The sequence below is a fragment of the Vibrio sp. 10N.222.49.C12 genome (genome assembly GCF_041475025.1).
Taxonomy (GTDB): domain Bacteria; phylum Pseudomonadota; class Gammaproteobacteria; order Enterobacterales; family Vibrionaceae; genus Vibrio; species Vibrio crassostreae_C.
Window position 1 is genome coordinate 100,239 of record NZ_JBFRVF010000014.1, and the last position, 16,591, is coordinate 116,829.

Annotated in this window: 16 protein-coding genes and 1 pseudogene; 15 read left to right on the forward strand and 2 right to left on the reverse strand. The window is 44.6% G+C overall.

Annotation, left to right across the window (positions count from 1 at the left end; translation table 11 throughout):
• Positions 1-460: 460 nt before the first annotated feature.
• The 3 genes from AB4583_RS04700 (at position 461) to AB4583_RS04710 (ending at position 3,223) form a co-directional block, all read left to right on the forward strand.
• On the forward strand, positions 461-1,519 hold the full coding sequence (locus tag AB4583_RS04700; protein WP_372116598.1) for a porin: 1,059 nt from the start codon (positions 461-463) through the stop codon (positions 1,517-1,519).
• A gap of 288 nt (positions 1,520-1,807) precedes the next feature.
• Complete coding sequence (locus AB4583_RS04705; protein WP_372116600.1) at positions 1,808-2,440, forward strand: fumarylacetoacetate hydrolase family protein; 633 nt, start codon at positions 1,808-1,810, stop codon at positions 2,438-2,440.
• Between the two features lie 150 nt (positions 2,441-2,590).
• Entirely contained in the window at positions 2,591-3,223 is a 633-nt protein-coding gene (locus tag AB4583_RS04710) for a LysE family translocator (protein ID WP_017064843.1), read from the forward strand.
• 107 nt (positions 3,224-3,330) lie between these two features.
• On the opposite strand, the gene AB4583_RS04715 is transcribed toward AB4583_RS04710, so the two are convergent.
• Positions 3,331-5,037 carry a phospho-sugar mutase gene (locus tag AB4583_RS04715; RefSeq protein ID WP_372116602.1) on the reverse strand — a complete coding sequence of 569 codons (1,707 nt, stop codon included), beginning with the start codon at positions 5,035-5,037 and terminating at the stop codon, positions 3,331-3,333.
• Between the two features lie 470 nt (positions 5,038-5,507).
• Here AB4583_RS04715 and coxB point away from each other — a divergent pair, with 470 nt between their 5' ends.
• The 4 genes from coxB to AB4583_RS04735 are packed head-to-tail and all read left to right on the forward strand — an operon-like array spanning position 5,508 to position 9,932.
• Positions 5,508-6,710, forward strand: a complete 1,203-nt coding sequence (gene coxB / locus AB4583_RS04720) for a cytochrome c oxidase subunit II (RefSeq protein WP_017061757.1) — start codon at positions 5,508-5,510, stop codon at positions 6,708-6,710.
• Positions 6,707-8,368 carry a cytochrome c oxidase subunit I gene (gene ctaD, locus AB4583_RS04725; RefSeq protein WP_017061756.1) on the forward strand — a complete coding sequence of 554 codons (1,662 nt, stop codon included), beginning with the start codon at positions 6,707-6,709 and terminating at the stop codon, positions 8,366-8,368. The genes coxB and ctaD overlap by 4 nt, the downstream gene beginning before the upstream one ends.
• An 11-nt stretch (positions 8,369-8,379) precedes the next feature.
• Entirely contained in the window at positions 8,380-9,009 is a 630-nt protein-coding gene (locus AB4583_RS04730) for a cytochrome c oxidase assembly protein (protein ID WP_017064839.1), read from the forward strand.
• Between the two features lie 38 nt (positions 9,010-9,047).
• A complete protein-coding gene (locus AB4583_RS04735) occupies positions 9,048-9,932 on the forward strand; it encodes a cytochrome c oxidase subunit 3 (protein WP_009845661.1) in 885 nt (294 codons plus the stop codon).
• Positions 9,933-9,951: 19 nt separating this feature from the next.
• Here the strand turns inward: AB4583_RS04735 and AB4583_RS04740 are convergent, their stop codons facing one another.
• The gene (locus AB4583_RS04740; RefSeq protein ID WP_029235581.1) at positions 9,952-10,182 is read right to left on the reverse strand and encodes a DUF2909 family protein; all 231 of its coding nucleotides are present in this window, start codon (positions 10,180-10,182) and stop codon (positions 9,952-9,954) included.
• Here AB4583_RS04740 and AB4583_RS04745 point away from each other — a divergent pair.
• The 8 genes and pseudogenes from AB4583_RS04745 to aroG all read left to right on the forward strand — a co-directional run bounded on the left by AB4583_RS04745 (position 10,121) and on the right by aroG (position 16,551).
• Positions 10,121-11,017, forward strand: coding sequence for an SURF1 family protein (locus AB4583_RS04745; RefSeq protein WP_372116605.1), 897 nt, complete (start codon positions 10,121-10,123; stop codon positions 11,015-11,017). The two genes, AB4583_RS04740 and AB4583_RS04745, sit on opposite strands and share 62 nt — an antisense overlap.
• Entirely contained in the window at positions 11,010-11,618 is a 609-nt protein-coding gene (locus tag AB4583_RS04750) for a hypothetical protein (protein ID WP_017061753.1), read from the forward strand. The genes AB4583_RS04745 and AB4583_RS04750 overlap by 8 nt, the downstream gene beginning before the upstream one ends.
• Before the next feature lie 60 nt (positions 11,619-11,678).
• Entirely contained in the window at positions 11,679-12,734 is a 1,056-nt protein-coding gene (locus tag AB4583_RS04755; RefSeq protein WP_372116607.1) for a heme A synthase, read from the forward strand.
• Positions 12,724-13,698 carry a heme o synthase gene (gene cyoE / locus AB4583_RS04760; protein WP_372051143.1) on the forward strand — a complete coding sequence of 325 codons (975 nt, stop codon included), beginning with the start codon at positions 12,724-12,726 and terminating at the stop codon, positions 13,696-13,698. The genes AB4583_RS04755 and cyoE overlap by 11 nt, the downstream gene beginning before the upstream one ends.
• 132 nt (positions 13,699-13,830) lie before the next feature.
• The gene (locus AB4583_RS04765; protein WP_372116609.1) at positions 13,831-14,184 is read left to right on the forward strand and encodes an XRE family transcriptional regulator; all 354 of its coding nucleotides are present in this window, start codon (positions 13,831-13,833) and stop codon (positions 14,182-14,184) included.
• A gap of 100 nt (positions 14,185-14,284) precedes the next feature.
• A pseudogene (locus AB4583_RS04770) lies at positions 14,285-14,956 on the forward strand (DUF3313 domain-containing protein).
• 13 nt (positions 14,957-14,969) lie between these two features.
• Entirely contained in the window at positions 14,970-15,185 is a 216-nt protein-coding gene (locus AB4583_RS04775) for a DUF3820 family protein (RefSeq protein WP_372116611.1), read from the forward strand.
• A 313-nt stretch (positions 15,186-15,498) separates the two neighbouring features.
• Positions 15,499-16,551, forward strand: coding sequence for a 3-deoxy-7-phosphoheptulonate synthase AroG (gene aroG, locus AB4583_RS04780; RefSeq protein ID WP_017061746.1), 1,053 nt, complete (start codon positions 15,499-15,501; stop codon positions 16,549-16,551).
• Positions 16,552-16,591: the final 40 nt, after the last annotated feature.

A 16,591-nucleotide genomic window follows, 5' to 3' on the forward strand; every position in this document is an offset into this window, starting at 1 on the left:
TCGCTGATTGGTTGCCCTTTTTTTGTTTTTCTCTAATGAACTTTCTATTGAACGATTTTTCCTAGCTCATATTGGGATTTGTTTCACAAAGCTAAATATTTCAGCTGAGCTCTACGTGTTACAAAATGTTTCAAAGGCAAAGGCGAGCCTCTCGATGGTCTGATGAGTTACCTTGGGTTTAGATTTTTAATGCTTTTTTAGTGATTATAAAATCAAAAATAATCAAAGTATTTATCTCAAAGAATGAAAGGAGATCCCAGCAATTGTCGTGTTAATCAACTGTTTTAAAGGGTATTTTTGTTTTTTATAGTGCGATTTTTTTTATTTTATATATTTTAATGCAACTTTCTTGTCATTCGTATATTAGGGTTTGCCTACTTGTTAAATGCAGGTAACAACTTCTCCGTAAGCACGAGGTTGTTAGTGAATAACTCACCCAGTTACATAATGGACATGACAAATGAATAAGAAACTTTTAGCGCTAGCAATTTCTGGTGCAGTATTTGGTACACAGGCAGTTGCAGTAGAACTTTACAACGAAGACGGCACAACATTCTCTGTTGGCGGCCACGTTTCAGTTGCAGTTGGTGATGTAAACAGCGATGACCGCCTTAACAGCGACGACATCGGTGTAGAAACTGTTTCTCCACGTATCAACTTCGGTGCAACTCATGAACTTGGTAACGGCTTTACTGCTGATGCTAAAGGTGAATGGGCGCTAAACATGCTAGACGGTGGTGATCAGTCATTCAAAACTCGTCTTGGTTACGTTGGCCTTTCTCACGATGATTACGGTCGTGCAGCAGTAGGTACTCAATGGGCACCTTACTACAACGTTGCTGGTGTAGCAGATATGCCAATCGCATTTGCGAATGACTTCATCTACGAAGATCACGGTAATCTAGGTACTGGTCGTGCTGAAGAGATGGTGAGCTACGCTAACGCTGTGGATTTCGGTAACGCTGGTTCTCTAAACGTAGGTGTTGCATGGCAAGGCCGCAAGACTGATAAAGTTTCAGATACAAACACAAACAAATACGGTAACCGTGCTCAAATTGCATTGAACTACGCAATTGCTGATTTCACAGTAAACTACGCATACAACACTGGTGACGTTACATTTGGTAACATTGGCGGTGGTTCTAAAACTGCTGATTCTAACGTAGTGAGTGCTACTTACGGTTCTTACGGTTCTGAAGGTCTATTCTTAGCTGGTGTTTATGCTATGAATAACTACATGAACTCAAGCGCTGGTGTTGCTTTAGAAGAGACAGTTGCAGTTGAATTACTTGCTTCTTACGCACTTTCTAACAGCCTTAACCTAAGCGTTAACTACGAAGCTGTAGAAGATGACAAGATGAGCGAAACAGTATTTGCTACAACTGCTCTACAAGCTGAATACAACTTCACATCTCAGTTCGTAGGCTTCGCTGGTTACCAATTCGACCTACAAGGTTCTGGTGAGTACAAAGAGAAAGCTGACGACCAATGGCTACTTGGTGCTCGTTACTACCTATAAGTCGCAGACTGATTTAGCATAGTGTTTACTCCTTAGGTTTACCTTTTAGGATACTGTCCTAGACACCATGCTAAGCCCTCTCAAACCTTTTGGTTAGAGAGGGCTTTTTTCGTTTTGGGCTTTTGTCTTGAATGGTGATTTCGCACTATTGCGACCTTCGTATAAACGCTTTCAAATCATCGAATTGAGCTAAAGATCAGAATTTAGATCTTAGTAACCATCTTGTCGAAGACTCTCATTTTATGATGCGGTAAACTCTGCGTTCCAAGAATAGTTCAGGGACAAACTATGAGCAGCGTTGTAGATCAGGAACAATTGATGAATTCGAAACGAACCGCAACACCGACCAAGGTGCTGTGTGTTGGGCGTAACTATGTCGATCACATTGAAGAACTTAACAACGCGATCCCTGACTCTATGGTGGTGTTTAATAAACCAAGCACCAGCGTGACTTCCTCTCTTTCTTCGTTTCATCAAGAAGCACTGCACTATGAAGCTGAAATCTGCTTTATCGTTGAAAATGGCCAATACTCAGCCGTGGGCTTAGGGTTAGACCTCACCAAGCGTGAGTTGCAAAGTAGCTTAAAAGCGAAAGGCTTACCTTGGGAACGCGCCAAGGCGTTTGATGGTTCCGCTGTCTTGAGTCGCTTTGTTCCAATTGATAACTTAGACCTTGCAGACTTAAACCTAGAGTTGTTTATTAACTGTGTTCGTGTTCAGAAAGGACATGTTGAGCAGATGCTTTACTCTCCAAAAACTATCCTAGAAGAGCTGTCTTCTTATACCACCTTACTAGACGGCGATGTTGTGATGACAGGTACGCCAAAAGGTGTTGGGGCCGTACATCGAGGCGATATCTTCCTTGGTCGCCTAAAGTGTGGCGATACGACATTGATTGAGATCGAATGGGTAGCAAGTTAATTAGTCTTTTCTATTTAGTTAATAAATTGGCTTTGTCGCTTAATGTTGGTTTTTAATTCGATTAAATAAACGTCGAACAACTGATTGCATCTGGAAGGGTGTTGGTAATTGATATAAAATCCGCCTCCGTTTTTATCAATGCTGACCCTCATGATCGACTTAACCATTTTACCTGTCTACCTGACTGCCGTTGTTGCACTTCTTCTTTTACCTGGCCCTGATATGTTACTGATTGCGAGTTCAAGCATGAGCTATGGCCGTAAGGTCGGCGTGTTTGCAAGCCTAGGTAATGCGACTTCTGGAATCATTCTGACAGTATTAGCGGCTATGGGTGTATCAGCATTGATCGCAATGAGCCCAATAGCGCTTAAAGCTCTCCATTTGTTAGGCGGCGCATACTTGTTGAAGATGGGTTGGGATTGCCTGCGAACAGAGCAGGGTAATGCGCCGGAGTTAAACGATAATTTTGCTGCAAAAGCCTACTATCAAAGAGCGCTAATCAGTAACCTGCTTAATCCTAAAGCGTTGGTTTTCTTTGTGATGTTTCTGCCTCAGTTTGTGTCGACGAATATTGAAGCGACTTCCGGTCAGCAGATGCTTGTTCTGGGTTTATTACTGAATGTTCTCGGCTTAACGTTTAACTTTTTGCTGGTGGCGTTAGTGGGTACGATTGGTAAATCTCTCGTAGAAAACGCGAAGTTTCGTACCTATCAACAGAAAGTCATGGGCGGAGTTTTCATCGTGTTAGCTATCTGGATGTTGTCTTCTTTCTTTACTTCGTAGACGAATCAAATCAGACATCTTCTCGTGGTTAGCCGCTGAGACAAAAATGGACGCTACGAGCGTCCATTTTTTATATTTAACCGTTACATGTTGAACGCGCTAAATCGCTATGAATTCAACTCTTGTTGGTGTTGTTCAATCAGTTTCTCCATGTACTTCTCACCGCGCAGGCGAGTGTCTTCGTAGGTTTCTGTCCCTTCAAATTTTGTCACCGTCTCATAGTAGACCTTAACTTTTGGCTCAGTACCGGAAGGTCTTACGATAATGCGTGAACCATCTTCGAGATGATAGATGAGTACGTCACTTGCAGGCAGGTTAATGGCTTCAGTATTGCCTCCAATGACGAAGCGTAAAGAAGACTGCAAATCTTCAATTACAGAGATAGCGACACCGTTGATTGCTTTAGGCTGTGCCGAGCGGAGCTTAGAACCAATCGATGGTGAATCTGGGTGAAGCGCGATACTGCGTTGTGCGTTGGTGTGGACACCATGTTCCAACGATATCTGAGCAAGAAGATCCCAAACTGTTCGGCCTTGAGATTTCAGCTCCTCAACCAGTTGAGCGAAAACAACGATGGCAGACAGCCCATCCTTATCTCGAACCTGAGTACCAATCGTATAGCCTAGCGCTTCTTCATAGGCGAATAAGAACTCATTGCTTTCGTCTTCTAATTGCATGCCGATATTGGCTAACCATTTAAAGCCTGTCAGTGTTTGGAAATAAGTCGCCCCGTGGGATTGAGCTACTTTTTCAAGCAATGTTGAAGATACGATACTGTTACCAACTAATTGGTTTTTGGTATGCGGCTTTGAGAGTAGATAATGAGCGAATAGCACACCGACTTGGTCACCTGTTAGCATTTTGTATGAGCCATCATCTGTTCTCACTGCAACCGCAAATCGGTCTGCATCTGGATCGTTGGCACAAGCAATGTCGGCATCGACACTTTTTGCTAAGTTAACCACCAGATCCATCGCGCCTTTTTCTTCCGGATTCGGGAAGTTGACGGTCGGGAAGTTACCATCGGGCTCTCTTTGCTCGGCGACGCTGAACACCTTATGGAAACCAGAATCGTGAAGTAGATCCTCGGCCATTTGTGCGCCGACACCATGCATTGCGGTATAGGTGATGGTGGTGTTCGCCGATTCGATCTCGTCACTCACGTATGGGCTCTGATTGATCGCAGCGCGGTACGTTTGATAATAGCCTTCAGTTAACCACACCAACTTACCTTGCGTCTCAGCGTCACTTAGGCTCATTAAAGGGAGCGGCTTGGTCGATGCGATATCGATTTCAGCGGCAATACCCGCATCGTGAGGAGGAATGATTTGAGCGCCATTCTCCCAGTACACTTTGAAACCATTGTATTCCGGTGGGTTGTGGCTGGCCGTCACCACAACGGCAGCTGCGGCGTTGAAGTGCTCAATACCAAAGGCAACGATAGGGGTCGCCGCGACGTTCGAGGTTAGATAAACCTTAATGCCTAAAGCCGTGAGTACGGAAGCGGTATCAATCGCGAACTGCTTTGAATCTAAACGGCCGTCATAACCGACGACCACACCGCGAATGGTCGCATTAGCGACATGTTCGATTAAGTAGTGGCCGAGCCCGGTTGCTGTTTCCTGTATGACTAAACGGTTCATTCGATTTGGGCCGCATCCAACTTTGCCTCTAAGTCCTGCCGTTCCGAACTCTAATCGTTGAGTAAAGCGGTCTTCAAGTTCGTCGTCCATTCCCTCATCGATGAGGTGTTGAAGTTCTTCACGAGTTCTTGGATCTGGGTCTCTCGCTAACCAATTCATTGCATCTTGCATAATCACTAAACCTATTAATGTCTGTATGACTTACCGTTGATTTAATTTAAGTGATATTGATTCTCATTTCCATGAAGGCAATCGTAAAACTCGATATAAAATAAATTCCAACGGCAAGAGGGCAAGTAGATTAAGCCACTTCAAATAATTGACTGTTTAGTAAGTAAACTTACCTTGAATAATTGGATATCACTAACTAGCCTTTTACATAAATATAACAAAATTTAACAAATTCGCCGTTTTTGAATCTTTCATGGAAACCTCCAGCGCTTTTGAACCGTATTAGTTCTTGGGTTATATGAGGTCAGTAGCCTGCTCACAGCCTAGTTCCATGTGAGTTGTAGATTGAGATTCAGCCTTTTCATGTGTAGCCGGAATAACAATGAATGTTGTCCAGCTCTTCATGACATATAGCTCGCAACGACATTTAGGTCGCAAGTATCCAATTAGGAAGGACAAGGAGAGATCTTTTGAAAAGATTACTGGTTAGGCTAGCGTGGCTTTTGAAGAGTTTTGTTGTGCTTTTAGTATCGCCTTTAGTGCACGCTAGCAGTGATTACAACATGACTCAAGGCGTCACTGAGATCAGTGGTAAGGTGTATGAACTTCATATGCTGATCTTCTACATCTGTTGTGCGATTGCCTTTGTTGTTTTTGGTGTGATGTTTTATTCGATTTTGAGGCACAGGAAATCGAAGGGCGCAGTTGCTGCCCATTTTCACGAAAGCACGAAAGTCGAAATTCTTTGGACCATCATTCCTATTATTATCCTTATCGCTATGGCGATACCCGCCACTAAAACCTTAATAGCGATGGAAGACACATCCCAATCAGATCTGACCGTTAAAATCACAGGGTCACAATGGAAATGGCATTACAGCTATTTTGGTGAAGACGTCGAATTTTTCAGCCTTCTAGCGACCAGTGACAAAGAGATTGAAGGCCTCGAAGTGAAAGGCGCGCATTACCTGCTAGAAGTTGATAAGCCGCTGGTACTGCCTGTTGACCGTAAAGTCCGTTTCTTGATGACTTCCGATGATGTGATTCACTCATGGTGGGTGCCAGCATTCGCCGTTAAGAAAGATACCATTCCGGGCTTTATTAATGAGGCTTGGACTAAGATAGATGAGCCTGGTGTTTACCGAGGGCAGTGTGCAGAGTTGTGTGGTCGTGCCCATGGTTTCATGCCGATCGTGGTGCATGCCATGGAAGAAGATGAGTTTGACGCATGGCTAGCGGAGCAGAAAGAGTTAGCGATAGCCGAACAACAAGCCGCAAAAGATGCATTAGATGCGTCACTTTCCTTGGCGGAGTTGAATACCATCGGTGAAGAGGTTTACAAAACTCGATGCGCGGTTTGTCACCAAGCAAACGGTGAGGGCATTCCTGGAGCATTCCCTGCCATCAAAGGAAGTCCTATTGCCCTTGGTGATGTGGATGTTCATATCGACACAATTGTTTATGGTCGTGGCGGTACGGCGATGCAAGCATTCGATAATCAGTTAACCGAGAAAGAGATCGCAGCGGTAGTAACTTATCAACGAAACGCTTGGGGTAATGATACCGGCGATATTGTTCAGGCCTCAGATATCAACGCTTATAAGGCGAAGCAAGAAGGCAGTTCTGAAAGCTCAACGGATGATGCACAAAATGATGCTAAGGATCAGTTATGAGTTCACCAATCAATAAGCCGGTGAAATCGGCTCCAGCAGAAGATCAAGTACTGAGCCATTCTGCGGAAGGCACCTTGGGCAATAATGATTTGCCTGTTGATGATCACGATTCACATGCGGCACCTAAAGGCTGGGCTCGTTGGCTGTATTCAACCAATCATAAAGACATTGGTACACTTTATTTGTGGTTCAGCTTTGCAATGTTCTTAACGGGCGGCGCAATGGCGATGGTGATCCGTGCGGAGCTGTTCCAACCGGGTTTGCAACTCGTTGAGCCAGATTTCTTCAATCAGATGACTACAGTCCATGGTTTAATCATGGTATTCGGTGCAGTAATGCCTGCATTTACGGGTTTGGCTAACTGGATGATTCCGATGATGATCGGTGCACCAGATATGGCGCTGCCGAGAATGAACAACCTCAGTTTCTGGATCTTGCCTTTTGCGTTTCTAATCTTAATCGGATCTTTGTTTACAGAGGGTGGCGGCCCGAGCTTTGGTTGGACCTTCTACGCGCCACTCTCGACAACTTATGGCCCAGACAGTACCGCGCTATTCGTATTCTCAGTTCATATTATGGGGATCAGTTCGATCATGGGGGCGATTAACGTCATCGTAACCATAGTGAACATGCGCGCTCCGGGTATGACTTGGTTCAAGCTACCGATGTTCGTATGGACATGGTTAATTACCGCTTTCTTGCTGATAGCCGTGATGCCCGTGCTCGCGGGTGCGGTGACCATGGTACTGACTGACAAATATTTTGGGACTAGCTTCTTTGATGCCGCTGGTGGTGGGGACCCGGTGATGTTCCAGCACATATTCTGGTTCTTTGGGCACCCCGAAGTGTACATCATGATCTTGCCATCTTTTGGTATTGTCTCAGCCATCATCCCTGCATTCAGTGGTAAGCGCCTGTTTGGTTATCACTCGATGGTTTATGCGACCTGTAGTATCGCACTGTTGTCATTTTTGGTTTGGGCACACCACATGTTCACCACGGGTATGCCAGTATTTGCCGAACTGTTCTTCATGTATTGCACCATGTTGATAGCGGTGCCGACCGGTGTGAAAGTCTTCAACTGGGTGGCGACCATGTGGCGGGGTGCTTTGACCTTTGAAACACCAATGCTGTTTGCGATTGCCTTCATTGTTTTGTTTACGATTGGCGGGTTATCTGGATTGATGCTCGCTATCGTGCCAGCTGATTTCCAATACCACGATACTTATTTTGTTGTGGCTCACTTCCATTATGTTCTGGTAACCGGTGCCGTGTTCTCGATTATGGCTGCTGCCTATTATTGGCTGCCTAAGTGGACCGGACATATGTACGACCACAAGCTCAGCCTGTGGCATTTCTGGACGTCGGTGATTTCAGTTAATGTACTGTTTTTCCCGATGCACTTTTTAGGGTTAGCGGGTATGCCGCGTCGTATTCCTGATTATGCGATTCAGTTTGCTGACGTTAACCAAGTCGTGTCGATTGGTGGTTTTGCGTTTGGGTTGTCTCAGCTAATTTTCTTATGGCTAGCGATTAAGTGCGTAAGAGGGGGAGAGCCTGCGCCAAGTAAGCCTTGGGATAGAGCTGAAGGTCTTGAATGGACAGTACCAAGCCCTGCGCCTCACCACACCTTTACCCATCCGCCGAAAGTGGATTAGAGGGCAGAACCATGAGTGATAAGCAAAGCGATCCCAATCAAGATAAAAAACAACCTAAGCGCCTGTCTAATAAGCGATCGACCAAAAAGCTGACGGGCTACTTGGTGTTGAGCGTGGTTGCGATGTTTTGCTTCGGTTTCGCTTTGGTGCCGCTCTACGATGTCATGTGTGAGGCCTTAGGCATCAATGGCAAAACTAATACTGTTTCAGCGGTGCAACCTCAGGGAATGCAGCCAGACTACTCTCGTACGGTTCGAGTCGAATTCATGTCCCACATCAAGCCAGATATGCCATGGCAGTTTTCGCCTGAAGTTCGAGTGTTAGAGGTTCATCCTGGTGAGGTGGTTCAAACTAACTACATTGCCAAAAACCTTTCTGGAGCCTCATTGGTTGGCCAAGCCGTACCGTCGGTTTCTCCAGGTATGGGGGCAACCTACTTCAATAAGATGGAATGCTTTTGCTTTAATCAGCAGCCATTGGACGGGCACAAGAGCGCAGAAATGGGTTTGATATTTTACATTGAGCCAGATATTCCAGAATCGATACATACGCTGACGCTCTCTTACACATTATTCAATATCACGAATGAGGTGGGTGCTGCGGCCAATAAATCTGAGCCTAACGTACTCGCAAGTAACTAGGAATTTACAGAACCAGTATCAACATAAGGAGTTGAGCGATGAGTTCTAAAAAGGAAGTTTATTTCGTTCCACATCAAAGCCACTGGCCATTGGTGGGTGCTGTAGCACTGTTTTTGGTCGCGGTTGGCGCTGGCTTGACGGTGCAAAACATGGGTACCGACGCCGCAGGTGGTGTGTTTGGCAAAGCGGTGTTGTTAGTCGGGTTTGCTGTGCTGCTTTACATGCTCGCAGGTTGGTTTAGCAATGTGATCACAGAATCATTGAGTGGTCTCTATTCTGAGCAGATTTCTCGTTCTTTTAGACAAGGAATGAGTTGGTTCATCTTTTCCGAAATCATGTTCTTTGGCGCTTTCTTTGGCGCGCTTTTCTATGCTCGAATGATTTCTGTGCCTTGGATTGGTGGTGCGGGCAATAATGAAATGACCCATGAAGTATTGTGGCCGATGTTCCAATCAATTTGGCCACTAACGACGACCCCTGATGGCGTAACGACACAAGCCATGCCTTGGCAAGGTATCCCGCTTAAGAACACCATTATTCTGCTGCTTTCCTCTGTGACGCTGCACATGGCACATATCAGTCTTGAACAAAATAAGCGTATGGCTTTGATCGTGTGGTTGGAGATAACCATTGTTCTGGCTGGCTTCTTCCTGTTCTTCCAAGTTGAAGAGTATCTTCACGCTTATCAAGAGATGGGGCTGACACTTCAGTCTGGCATCTACGGTAATACCTTCTTTTTGCTGACTGGGTTTCATGGCTTACATGTCTGTTTAGGGACGATCTTTTTGATTGTGTTGCTGGCAAGGGTTGCGAAAGACCACTTCACTCCGAAAGACCACTTTGCGTTCCAAGCGGGCAGTTGGTATTGGCACTTTGTTGATGTGGTTTGGTTGGGCCTGTTTGTGTTTGTTTATGTACTTTAACGATTGAGCCTATAGGGGATTAATAGGGGCGAGGGTTGGGAGTTATCACTCCTGATCCCAGAGCAAGTAATAAAAGTAGCACGACAACGGCTGACCACATGACTCGACGACCTAAGAAGTGACTCAGTCTTTTACCATTGTGTTTACCTGAGGCGATTTGGATTAGACCTTTCATCAAATTGAAAGCGATGAAGAACAGCAAAGCGACCAACACAATTTTAAACAACAACACAAAGGTAGATGTCGCCATAGTGATAACTCCAAACCGATTGATTGATGATGAACACAAGTTCCGCAGTAAAGGTTTTTGGATAGCGGTTGTTTTAACTGTGGTTTCAGTCGGCGCTTTAATCAAGTTAGGTTTGTGGCAACTCGATCGTGGTAACGAGAAATTACGTTATGAACAGCAATTAGCTGAGAGAGCACATCTCTCGTCACAACCTTTAGGTGTCGTTATTTCTGAGTTGCGAGAGCTGGATTTATCTGGTCAAGAGTCATTAAATCCTCAAACCCTAAACGGGTTAAAGGCTGATGTTGAATTAGTCAATACGAGCGGCTTGATGCTCTTGTTAGACAACCAGATAAGCCAAGGAACGGTAGGGTATGTGATTTACATGTTGGGTGAGGTTCGCTTTGAAGATGGAAACCAGTCCTTAGTGGCTGAAAAACAGTTGTTGATCGATCTTGGGTTTGTTCCGGCAAGTAATGACAGAAGAGAACTACCGCAATTAGGAAGTATCACTGTACCAACCAAAATGTCAGGGCGCTTGTATACACGCTCAATTAATCCTTTAAGTCATGAGTTGGGTTTAGAAAATACGACACCGAATAGAATCCAAAACCTAAACATAGCAGCGTTATCACAGTATACAGGAAAAGAAGTGCTGCCCTTTGTCTTCCAACCTCAGAGTTTAGATTCATGGCCCTATGAAATGTTATGGCGTCCAACGGCGATGAGGTCTGAGAAGCATTTTGGTTACTCATTTCAATGGTTTGTTATGGCTGCGGTACTTTTGTTTTTGATGTTGTTGATTGGCTATCAGTACCTAAAAGCAACACCTATCACGAGGAATAAGGATGGATAAATCTCAAGCACAAGTGAACAGGGAAATTACCGAGGCAAACATGGCTGAGCTCAGAAGCCGTCGTACTAAAGGACGCTTGGTATTAATCGGACTCGTTTTAATTTTCGCTTTGCCAGCCATTATCGCCAAAACTGTGTTGGATCAGAATTGGTATACGTCAGGTGTCACTAACTCAGGCGAATTGGTAGAACCAAGAATTACACTAGCGGATTTTGGCGTAACGGTACCCATGGCAGGAGAGGGTTGGGTTGTGGGGTATATCGCACCGATGGAGTGCGAAAGCTTGTGTGAACAACAGCTTCATTATTTGAATCAAAGCTACTTAGCGTTAGGGAAAAACAAAGAGCGAGTGACCGCCGTTGTTTTCGTCTCAGAAGGTAACTCGTTGTCGGGTTCGCTCAACAAGCCTGATTTATCTTTGTTAGCTGGTGGTGATCAGTTAAGCACCGAGTTTTCGCCGGCTTCCATTGTCATTATTGACCCGCTAGGACAGTTGGTTATGGAGTACAAAAGCGTGTCGGAACCGTCGCAGTTAGTCGGGCAATCCAAAGGTATGATTCATGATTTAAGAAAGCTACTTAAGCTGTCACGAGTTGGGTAGTTGATGGCGCAAATGCTTGAGCTTAAGCAGCGAAAGGGAATAAGTATAGGGAGATAAGTGATGCAGAATAAAGCCCCTGATTTACTGATGCTTGTGATGAGATTAACTATCTTGTTAACCCTTACCGTGATTGTTCTCGGAGCTTATACACGCCTGTCTGATGCTGGCCTTGGCTGTCCTGACTGGCCTGGGTGCTATGGAAAGATTACCGTTCCCTCGAATACCCAAGCCGTTAATCAAGCCAATCTACAATTTCCAGAACGAGCTCTCGAAGCAGACAAAGCTTGGATAGAGATGATCCACCGCTACTTTGCAGGAACATTAGGGCTGCTTATCTTTGTCGTTGTTGCTTGGTGTATTAAAAAGAATATAACAGCTGCTGGTCTTCCGTTACTTATCTCTGCCACTGTGATTTTTCAGGCTTTGCTTGGAATGTGGACGGTGACTCTTAAGTTGATGCCCGTTGTGGTTATGGCGCATTTGATGGGGGGCTTCACGTTGCTGTCACTGTTGTGTCTGCTCTACTGCCGTTTGTCTCAATTCCAAAGCCGTTTTGGCGAGGCTTCTTATTCTCCAACACTTAAATTTTGGGCGTTGTTTGGGTTACTCATTGTGGTTGGGCAGATACTGCTTGGTGGTTGGACATCGTCAAACTATGCCGCTTTGGTGTGTACCCAATTGCCTATTTGTGAAGGTAACTGGATGAGCTACCTCGACTTCAAAAATGCGTTCGATTTTGCTCAACATGGACACGATAACTATGAGTTTGGTGTGTTGGGATATCCCGCAAGGCTCACCATCCATGTCATGCACAGGTTCGGGGCTATTGTGGCTACGTTAACGGTGCTGATGATCGTGTACCAGTTATGGAAGTTTGGCCAAGCGCCTCACCAAAAGCTGAGCGTGACTGTCGCAATAGTCTTGTTTACTCAAATCAGTCTTGGGATCAGTAATGTATGGTTTCATCTGCCAATTTCAGTCGCGGTTTTGCATAACCTAGTCGCAGCGATGTTGCTCATCAGCATGGTTGTAACCAATTTTGTCGTGTGGCAACGCAAACCAAGTCAGAGCTTGGTGAAAAACAGTGTATTACAAGGAGGTAATCATGGTCAGTAGAACGTCAACACAGTATGAAGTGGTGGCTCAAGACGCAGCCTTAACTCATAAGATAGCAGCCAACAATGACATAGCTTTAAGTAGCGAAATTGCTGCAAGAAACAAAGCCACTTGGAAAGTTTATTTAACGCTGACCAAGCCTAAAGTGGTGGCTTTGATGTTGCTGACGGCATTGGTTGGGATGTGCTTGGCCGTGCCGAATGGATTGCCTTTGCAACAAACTGTGTTCGGAATGATTGGGATAGGGTTAATGGCAGGTTCAGCGGCTGCGTTTAACCACTTGATCGATAAAAAGATCGACGGCCAGATGACTCGAACAAATCGACGCCCTTTACCATCCGGTGAACTGAGTAGTGTGCGTGTGTTCAGCTTTGCCGCGGGTATCGGCTTACTTGGCTTTGCCACGTTAATGGTGTGGGTCAATCAACTCACCGCTTGGTTAACCTTTGCAAGCTTGTTGGGTTACGCAGTGATTTATACCATGTACTTAAAACGAGCGACGCCACAAAACATTGTGATCGCAGGGATCGCAGGCGCAATGCCTCCGCTGTTGGGCTGGACGGCGGTTACCAATGAACTGCATTCAAATGCTTGGTTGTTGGTGATGATCATCTTTATTTGGACACCTCCTCATTTCTGGGCGTTGGCAATTCATCGTCGTGATGAGTATGCCAAAGTGAATATCCCCATGCTGCCTGTGACCCACGGAATCGAATACACCAAGACTTCTATTTTGCTCTATACCTTGCTGCTAAGCATCGTATGTATATTGCCGGTATTGGTCGGCATGAGTAGCTGGATATATTTGAGCGCTTCTTTGGTTCTCAACGGCGGTTTTATTTATCACGCTTGGGTTCTTAAATATCGTGATGAACCTAATATGGCGATGAAGACCTTTAAGTTCTCCATCTATCATCTCATGATCTTGTTTGTTGCTTTGTTGGCGGATCATTATTTGCTCTGATAGCTCTGTACAGATTAAACAAGGTTATCCCCATATCAAAACCAAACCTTTGGTTTCCACTAACCGAACCCTGACACGCCATGTATGAAAAACCGGACAATTGATTGGTATGAATTATATAAAGGAGCCGGTATGGAATTCACAGAACTAGACAGAGACGCGTTGTATCAAACGTGGATGTCACAAAAATCGAGAATGCGAATTACGCAGATGGAGTTTTCAAAAAAGCTAGGCATGAACCAGCTTGATTTCTCAAGAGCTCTAAGAGGGGAGACGCCATTAACCATGTCTTTCATTAGTCATTTTTGTCGTTTACTTCATTTGGAACCAAGGAATGTATTCCCCTCGCTAAAAGAGGGCAATGAATCGGGGCCTAAAGTGGTCTACCTGAAAAGTAGAATGAGTGTTGATGGTGAGATCCAAAATGCTTATATTGAAGGAAATCAGGTAATTGTAGAGTACGCACACACTGTTCAACATGATTAATTTTAGAGTTAGCTCTGATTTTTAACCCCCTTTTTCTACAACCTTTTCACATAGGGTATGTCATACTTAATTAGATTCCTTAATTTTGACTAAGTGCGTTATGAACCCTTTAAAAGTCCTTTTGCTTGTTGCAACCAGCATTTTCTTGCTTGGTTGTGCAGGCGGCCCAATTAGAACCGCTACTAAATTTACCAGCTACGAAGATTTTCAGGCTGGGCCTGACGGAGGCGTCGACTAGGTTTGGGCAAGGGTTGGGCTACGTGACGCACAGCGTTTGAAATCCAAGTTAGATGATTACGACTCTGTAGTGATCGACCAAATTTTTGTTTTAGCAGAAGAAGGTTCGTTGGATCAGGAAGAGATTCAGGAACTCACTGAGCACATGGTTGCGCGCTTGGAAGATAAAATATCGCCTCATAAAACGATCGTCGATGAACCGACAGGAAAAACGCTCCGCTTGAGTATCGCTCTGAGTAACGTTGAAACGCCCAATCCGCTCTTAGCTGTAACGAGCAGCGTTCTGCCGTTTGGTCTTGCGATGTCAACCATATCTAAGGTCACGACTGGTGAGCACACCAATGTTGGGAGTGCGAGTGTAGAGTTATTGGTCAGTGATGCTCAAGAGGGCACACCACTGTTTGCAGCCATCGACCGTGAAGCGGGTAACAAAGATTTTTCAACCATGATTGATTCGCTGGATGATGCCAAAGACGCGATCAACTATTGGGTTGAACGTTTAGGTGATACTCTACACAACATAGATGACGCATAGTAAAGACCGAATAATGCTAGAGAAAGAGAACCTGATTAAGTTGGCTCGAATGCAGATGCCATTTGGAAAGTACGCGGGTCGTACACTGATTGACTTACCTGAAGAATATTTGCTGTGGTTTGATAAAAAGGGATTCCCGTCTGGCAAACTCGGCGATTTATTGAAACTGTGCCTTGCTCTGAAAATTGAAGGGCTTGATAGTGTCGTCAAGCCATTGAAAAGAATGTAATTAAATAAAAGCTCACGCTGATCACGTGAGCTTTTTTGTTTTTGAGTTCGACACAATTTTACATGCATGATGTAGCTTGAAGAATGGCTCTTCTTACCTTGCTATAAAATACGCAATCGATAGCGTGTAAATAATGGTATACAGGGTGTTTTAAATATAAAACACAAAAAAAATTGCGTTTATTTTTAATTAGTGATTGAAACTAGAGTTTTTACTAGTTAAGTTACAGGGAACAAGAAGATTAGTGCTGATAGAAAGTGACGTGAGACAACGTACATTCAGCTCAAGGATAGAAAAAAGGAAGAAGTAAGCAATGTTCCAGACTGATGATGTAAGAATTAACAAAGTAAAAGAGTTATTACCCCCTGTTGCTGTTTTAGAAAAGTTTCCAGCGACAGAAGTTGCTTCTTCTACAACCTTTGAAAGCCGCAAAGCGATCCACAATATTTTAGAAGAGAGCGATGATCGCTTGCTTGTTATTGTCGGCCCATGTTCTATTCATGACACAGAAGCTGCTCTTGAGTACGGTAAACGTTTGAAAGTGTTGCGCGACGAACTTGGTGATAACCTTGAAATCGTAATGCGTGTTTACTTTGAAAAACCACGTACAACTGTTGGTTGGAAAGGTCTAATAAATGACCCGTACATGAACGATACGTTCAAGCTAAATGATGGCCTTCGTCTAGGACGTAAGCTACTGCTGGACCTAACTGACATGGGCATGCCAACGGCAAGCGAATTCCTAGACATGATCACGCCTCAATACGTTGCTGACCTAATCAGCTGGGGTGCAATCGGCGCACGTACTACAGAATCTCAAGTTCACCGCGAACTGGCTTCTGGCCTATCTTGCCCAGTTGGATTTAAGAATGGTACTGATGGCAACATCAAGATTGCAACAGATGCTATTCGCTCTGCTAGCGCTTCTCACCACTTCTTATCAGTAACTAAGTACGGTCACTCAGCTATCGTTGAAACAGCAGGTAACCCTGATTGTCATATCATCCTACGTGGTGGCAAAGAGCCAAATTACAGCGCAGAACACGTTGGTAAGATTAAAGAAGAGCTAGCAGCTTCTGGTCTTCCACAAAAAGTGATGATCGATTTCAGCCACGCAAACAGCTCTAAGCAGTTTAAGCGTCAAATGAACGTATCTGATGACGTAAGCGCACAAATTTCTGGTGGCGACAAAGCTATCTTTGGTGTGATGATTGAATCTCATCTTGTTGAAGGTCGCCAAGACCTGGTTGAGGGCAAAGCTGCAACGTACGGCCAATCTGTTACTGATGCGTGTATTGGTTGGGAAGACACTGAAACAGTACTTCGCCAGCTGGCAGACGCTGTTGAAGCTCGTCGTAACAAATAGACTAATTACAGTCAGCGATTAAGCTACTGAAAATTCAAAG

Excerpts from the sequence above, each read along its gene's own strand:
- AB4583_RS04700 (WP_372116598.1), top strand. The coding sequence starts at position 461 with ATGAATAAGAAACTTTTAGCGCTAGCAATTTCTGGTGCAGTATTTGGT.
- AB4583_RS04705 (WP_372116600.1), top strand. The coding sequence starts at position 1,808 with ATGAGCAGCGTTGTAGATCAGGAACAATTGATGAATTCGAAACGAACC.
- AB4583_RS04710 (WP_017064843.1), top strand. The coding sequence starts at position 2,591 with ATGATCGACTTAACCATTTTACCTGTCTACCTGACTGCCGTTGTTGCA.
- AB4583_RS04715 (WP_372116602.1), bottom strand. The coding sequence starts at position 5,037 with ATGCAAGATGCAATGAATTGGTTAGCGAGAGACCCAGATCCAAGAACT.
- ctaD (WP_017061756.1), top strand. The coding sequence starts at position 6,707 with ATGAGTTCACCAATCAATAAGCCGGTGAAATCGGCTCCAGCAGAAGAT.
- AB4583_RS04730 (WP_017064839.1), top strand. The coding sequence starts at position 8,380 with ATGAGTGATAAGCAAAGCGATCCCAATCAAGATAAAAAACAACCTAAG.
- AB4583_RS04735 (WP_009845661.1), top strand. The coding sequence starts at position 9,048 with ATGAGTTCTAAAAAGGAAGTTTATTTCGTTCCACATCAAAGCCACTGG.
- AB4583_RS04745 (WP_372116605.1), top strand. The coding sequence starts at position 10,121 with ATGAAGAACAGCAAAGCGACCAACACAATTTTAAACAACAACACAAAG.
- AB4583_RS04740 (WP_029235581.1), bottom strand. The coding sequence starts at position 10,182 with ATGGCGACATCTACCTTTGTGTTGTTGTTTAAAATTGTGTTGGTCGCT.
- AB4583_RS04750 (WP_017061753.1), top strand. The coding sequence starts at position 11,010 with ATGGATAAATCTCAAGCACAAGTGAACAGGGAAATTACCGAGGCAAAC.
- AB4583_RS04755 (WP_372116607.1), top strand. The coding sequence starts at position 11,679 with ATGCAGAATAAAGCCCCTGATTTACTGATGCTTGTGATGAGATTAACT.
- cyoE (WP_372051143.1), top strand. The coding sequence starts at position 12,724 with ATGGTCAGTAGAACGTCAACACAGTATGAAGTGGTGGCTCAAGACGCA.
- AB4583_RS04765 (WP_372116609.1), top strand. The coding sequence starts at position 13,831 with ATGGAATTCACAGAACTAGACAGAGACGCGTTGTATCAAACGTGGATG.
- AB4583_RS04775 (WP_372116611.1), top strand. The coding sequence starts at position 14,970 with ATGCTAGAGAAAGAGAACCTGATTAAGTTGGCTCGAATGCAGATGCCA.
- aroG (WP_017061746.1), top strand. The coding sequence starts at position 15,499 with ATGTTCCAGACTGATGATGTAAGAATTAACAAAGTAAAAGAGTTATTA.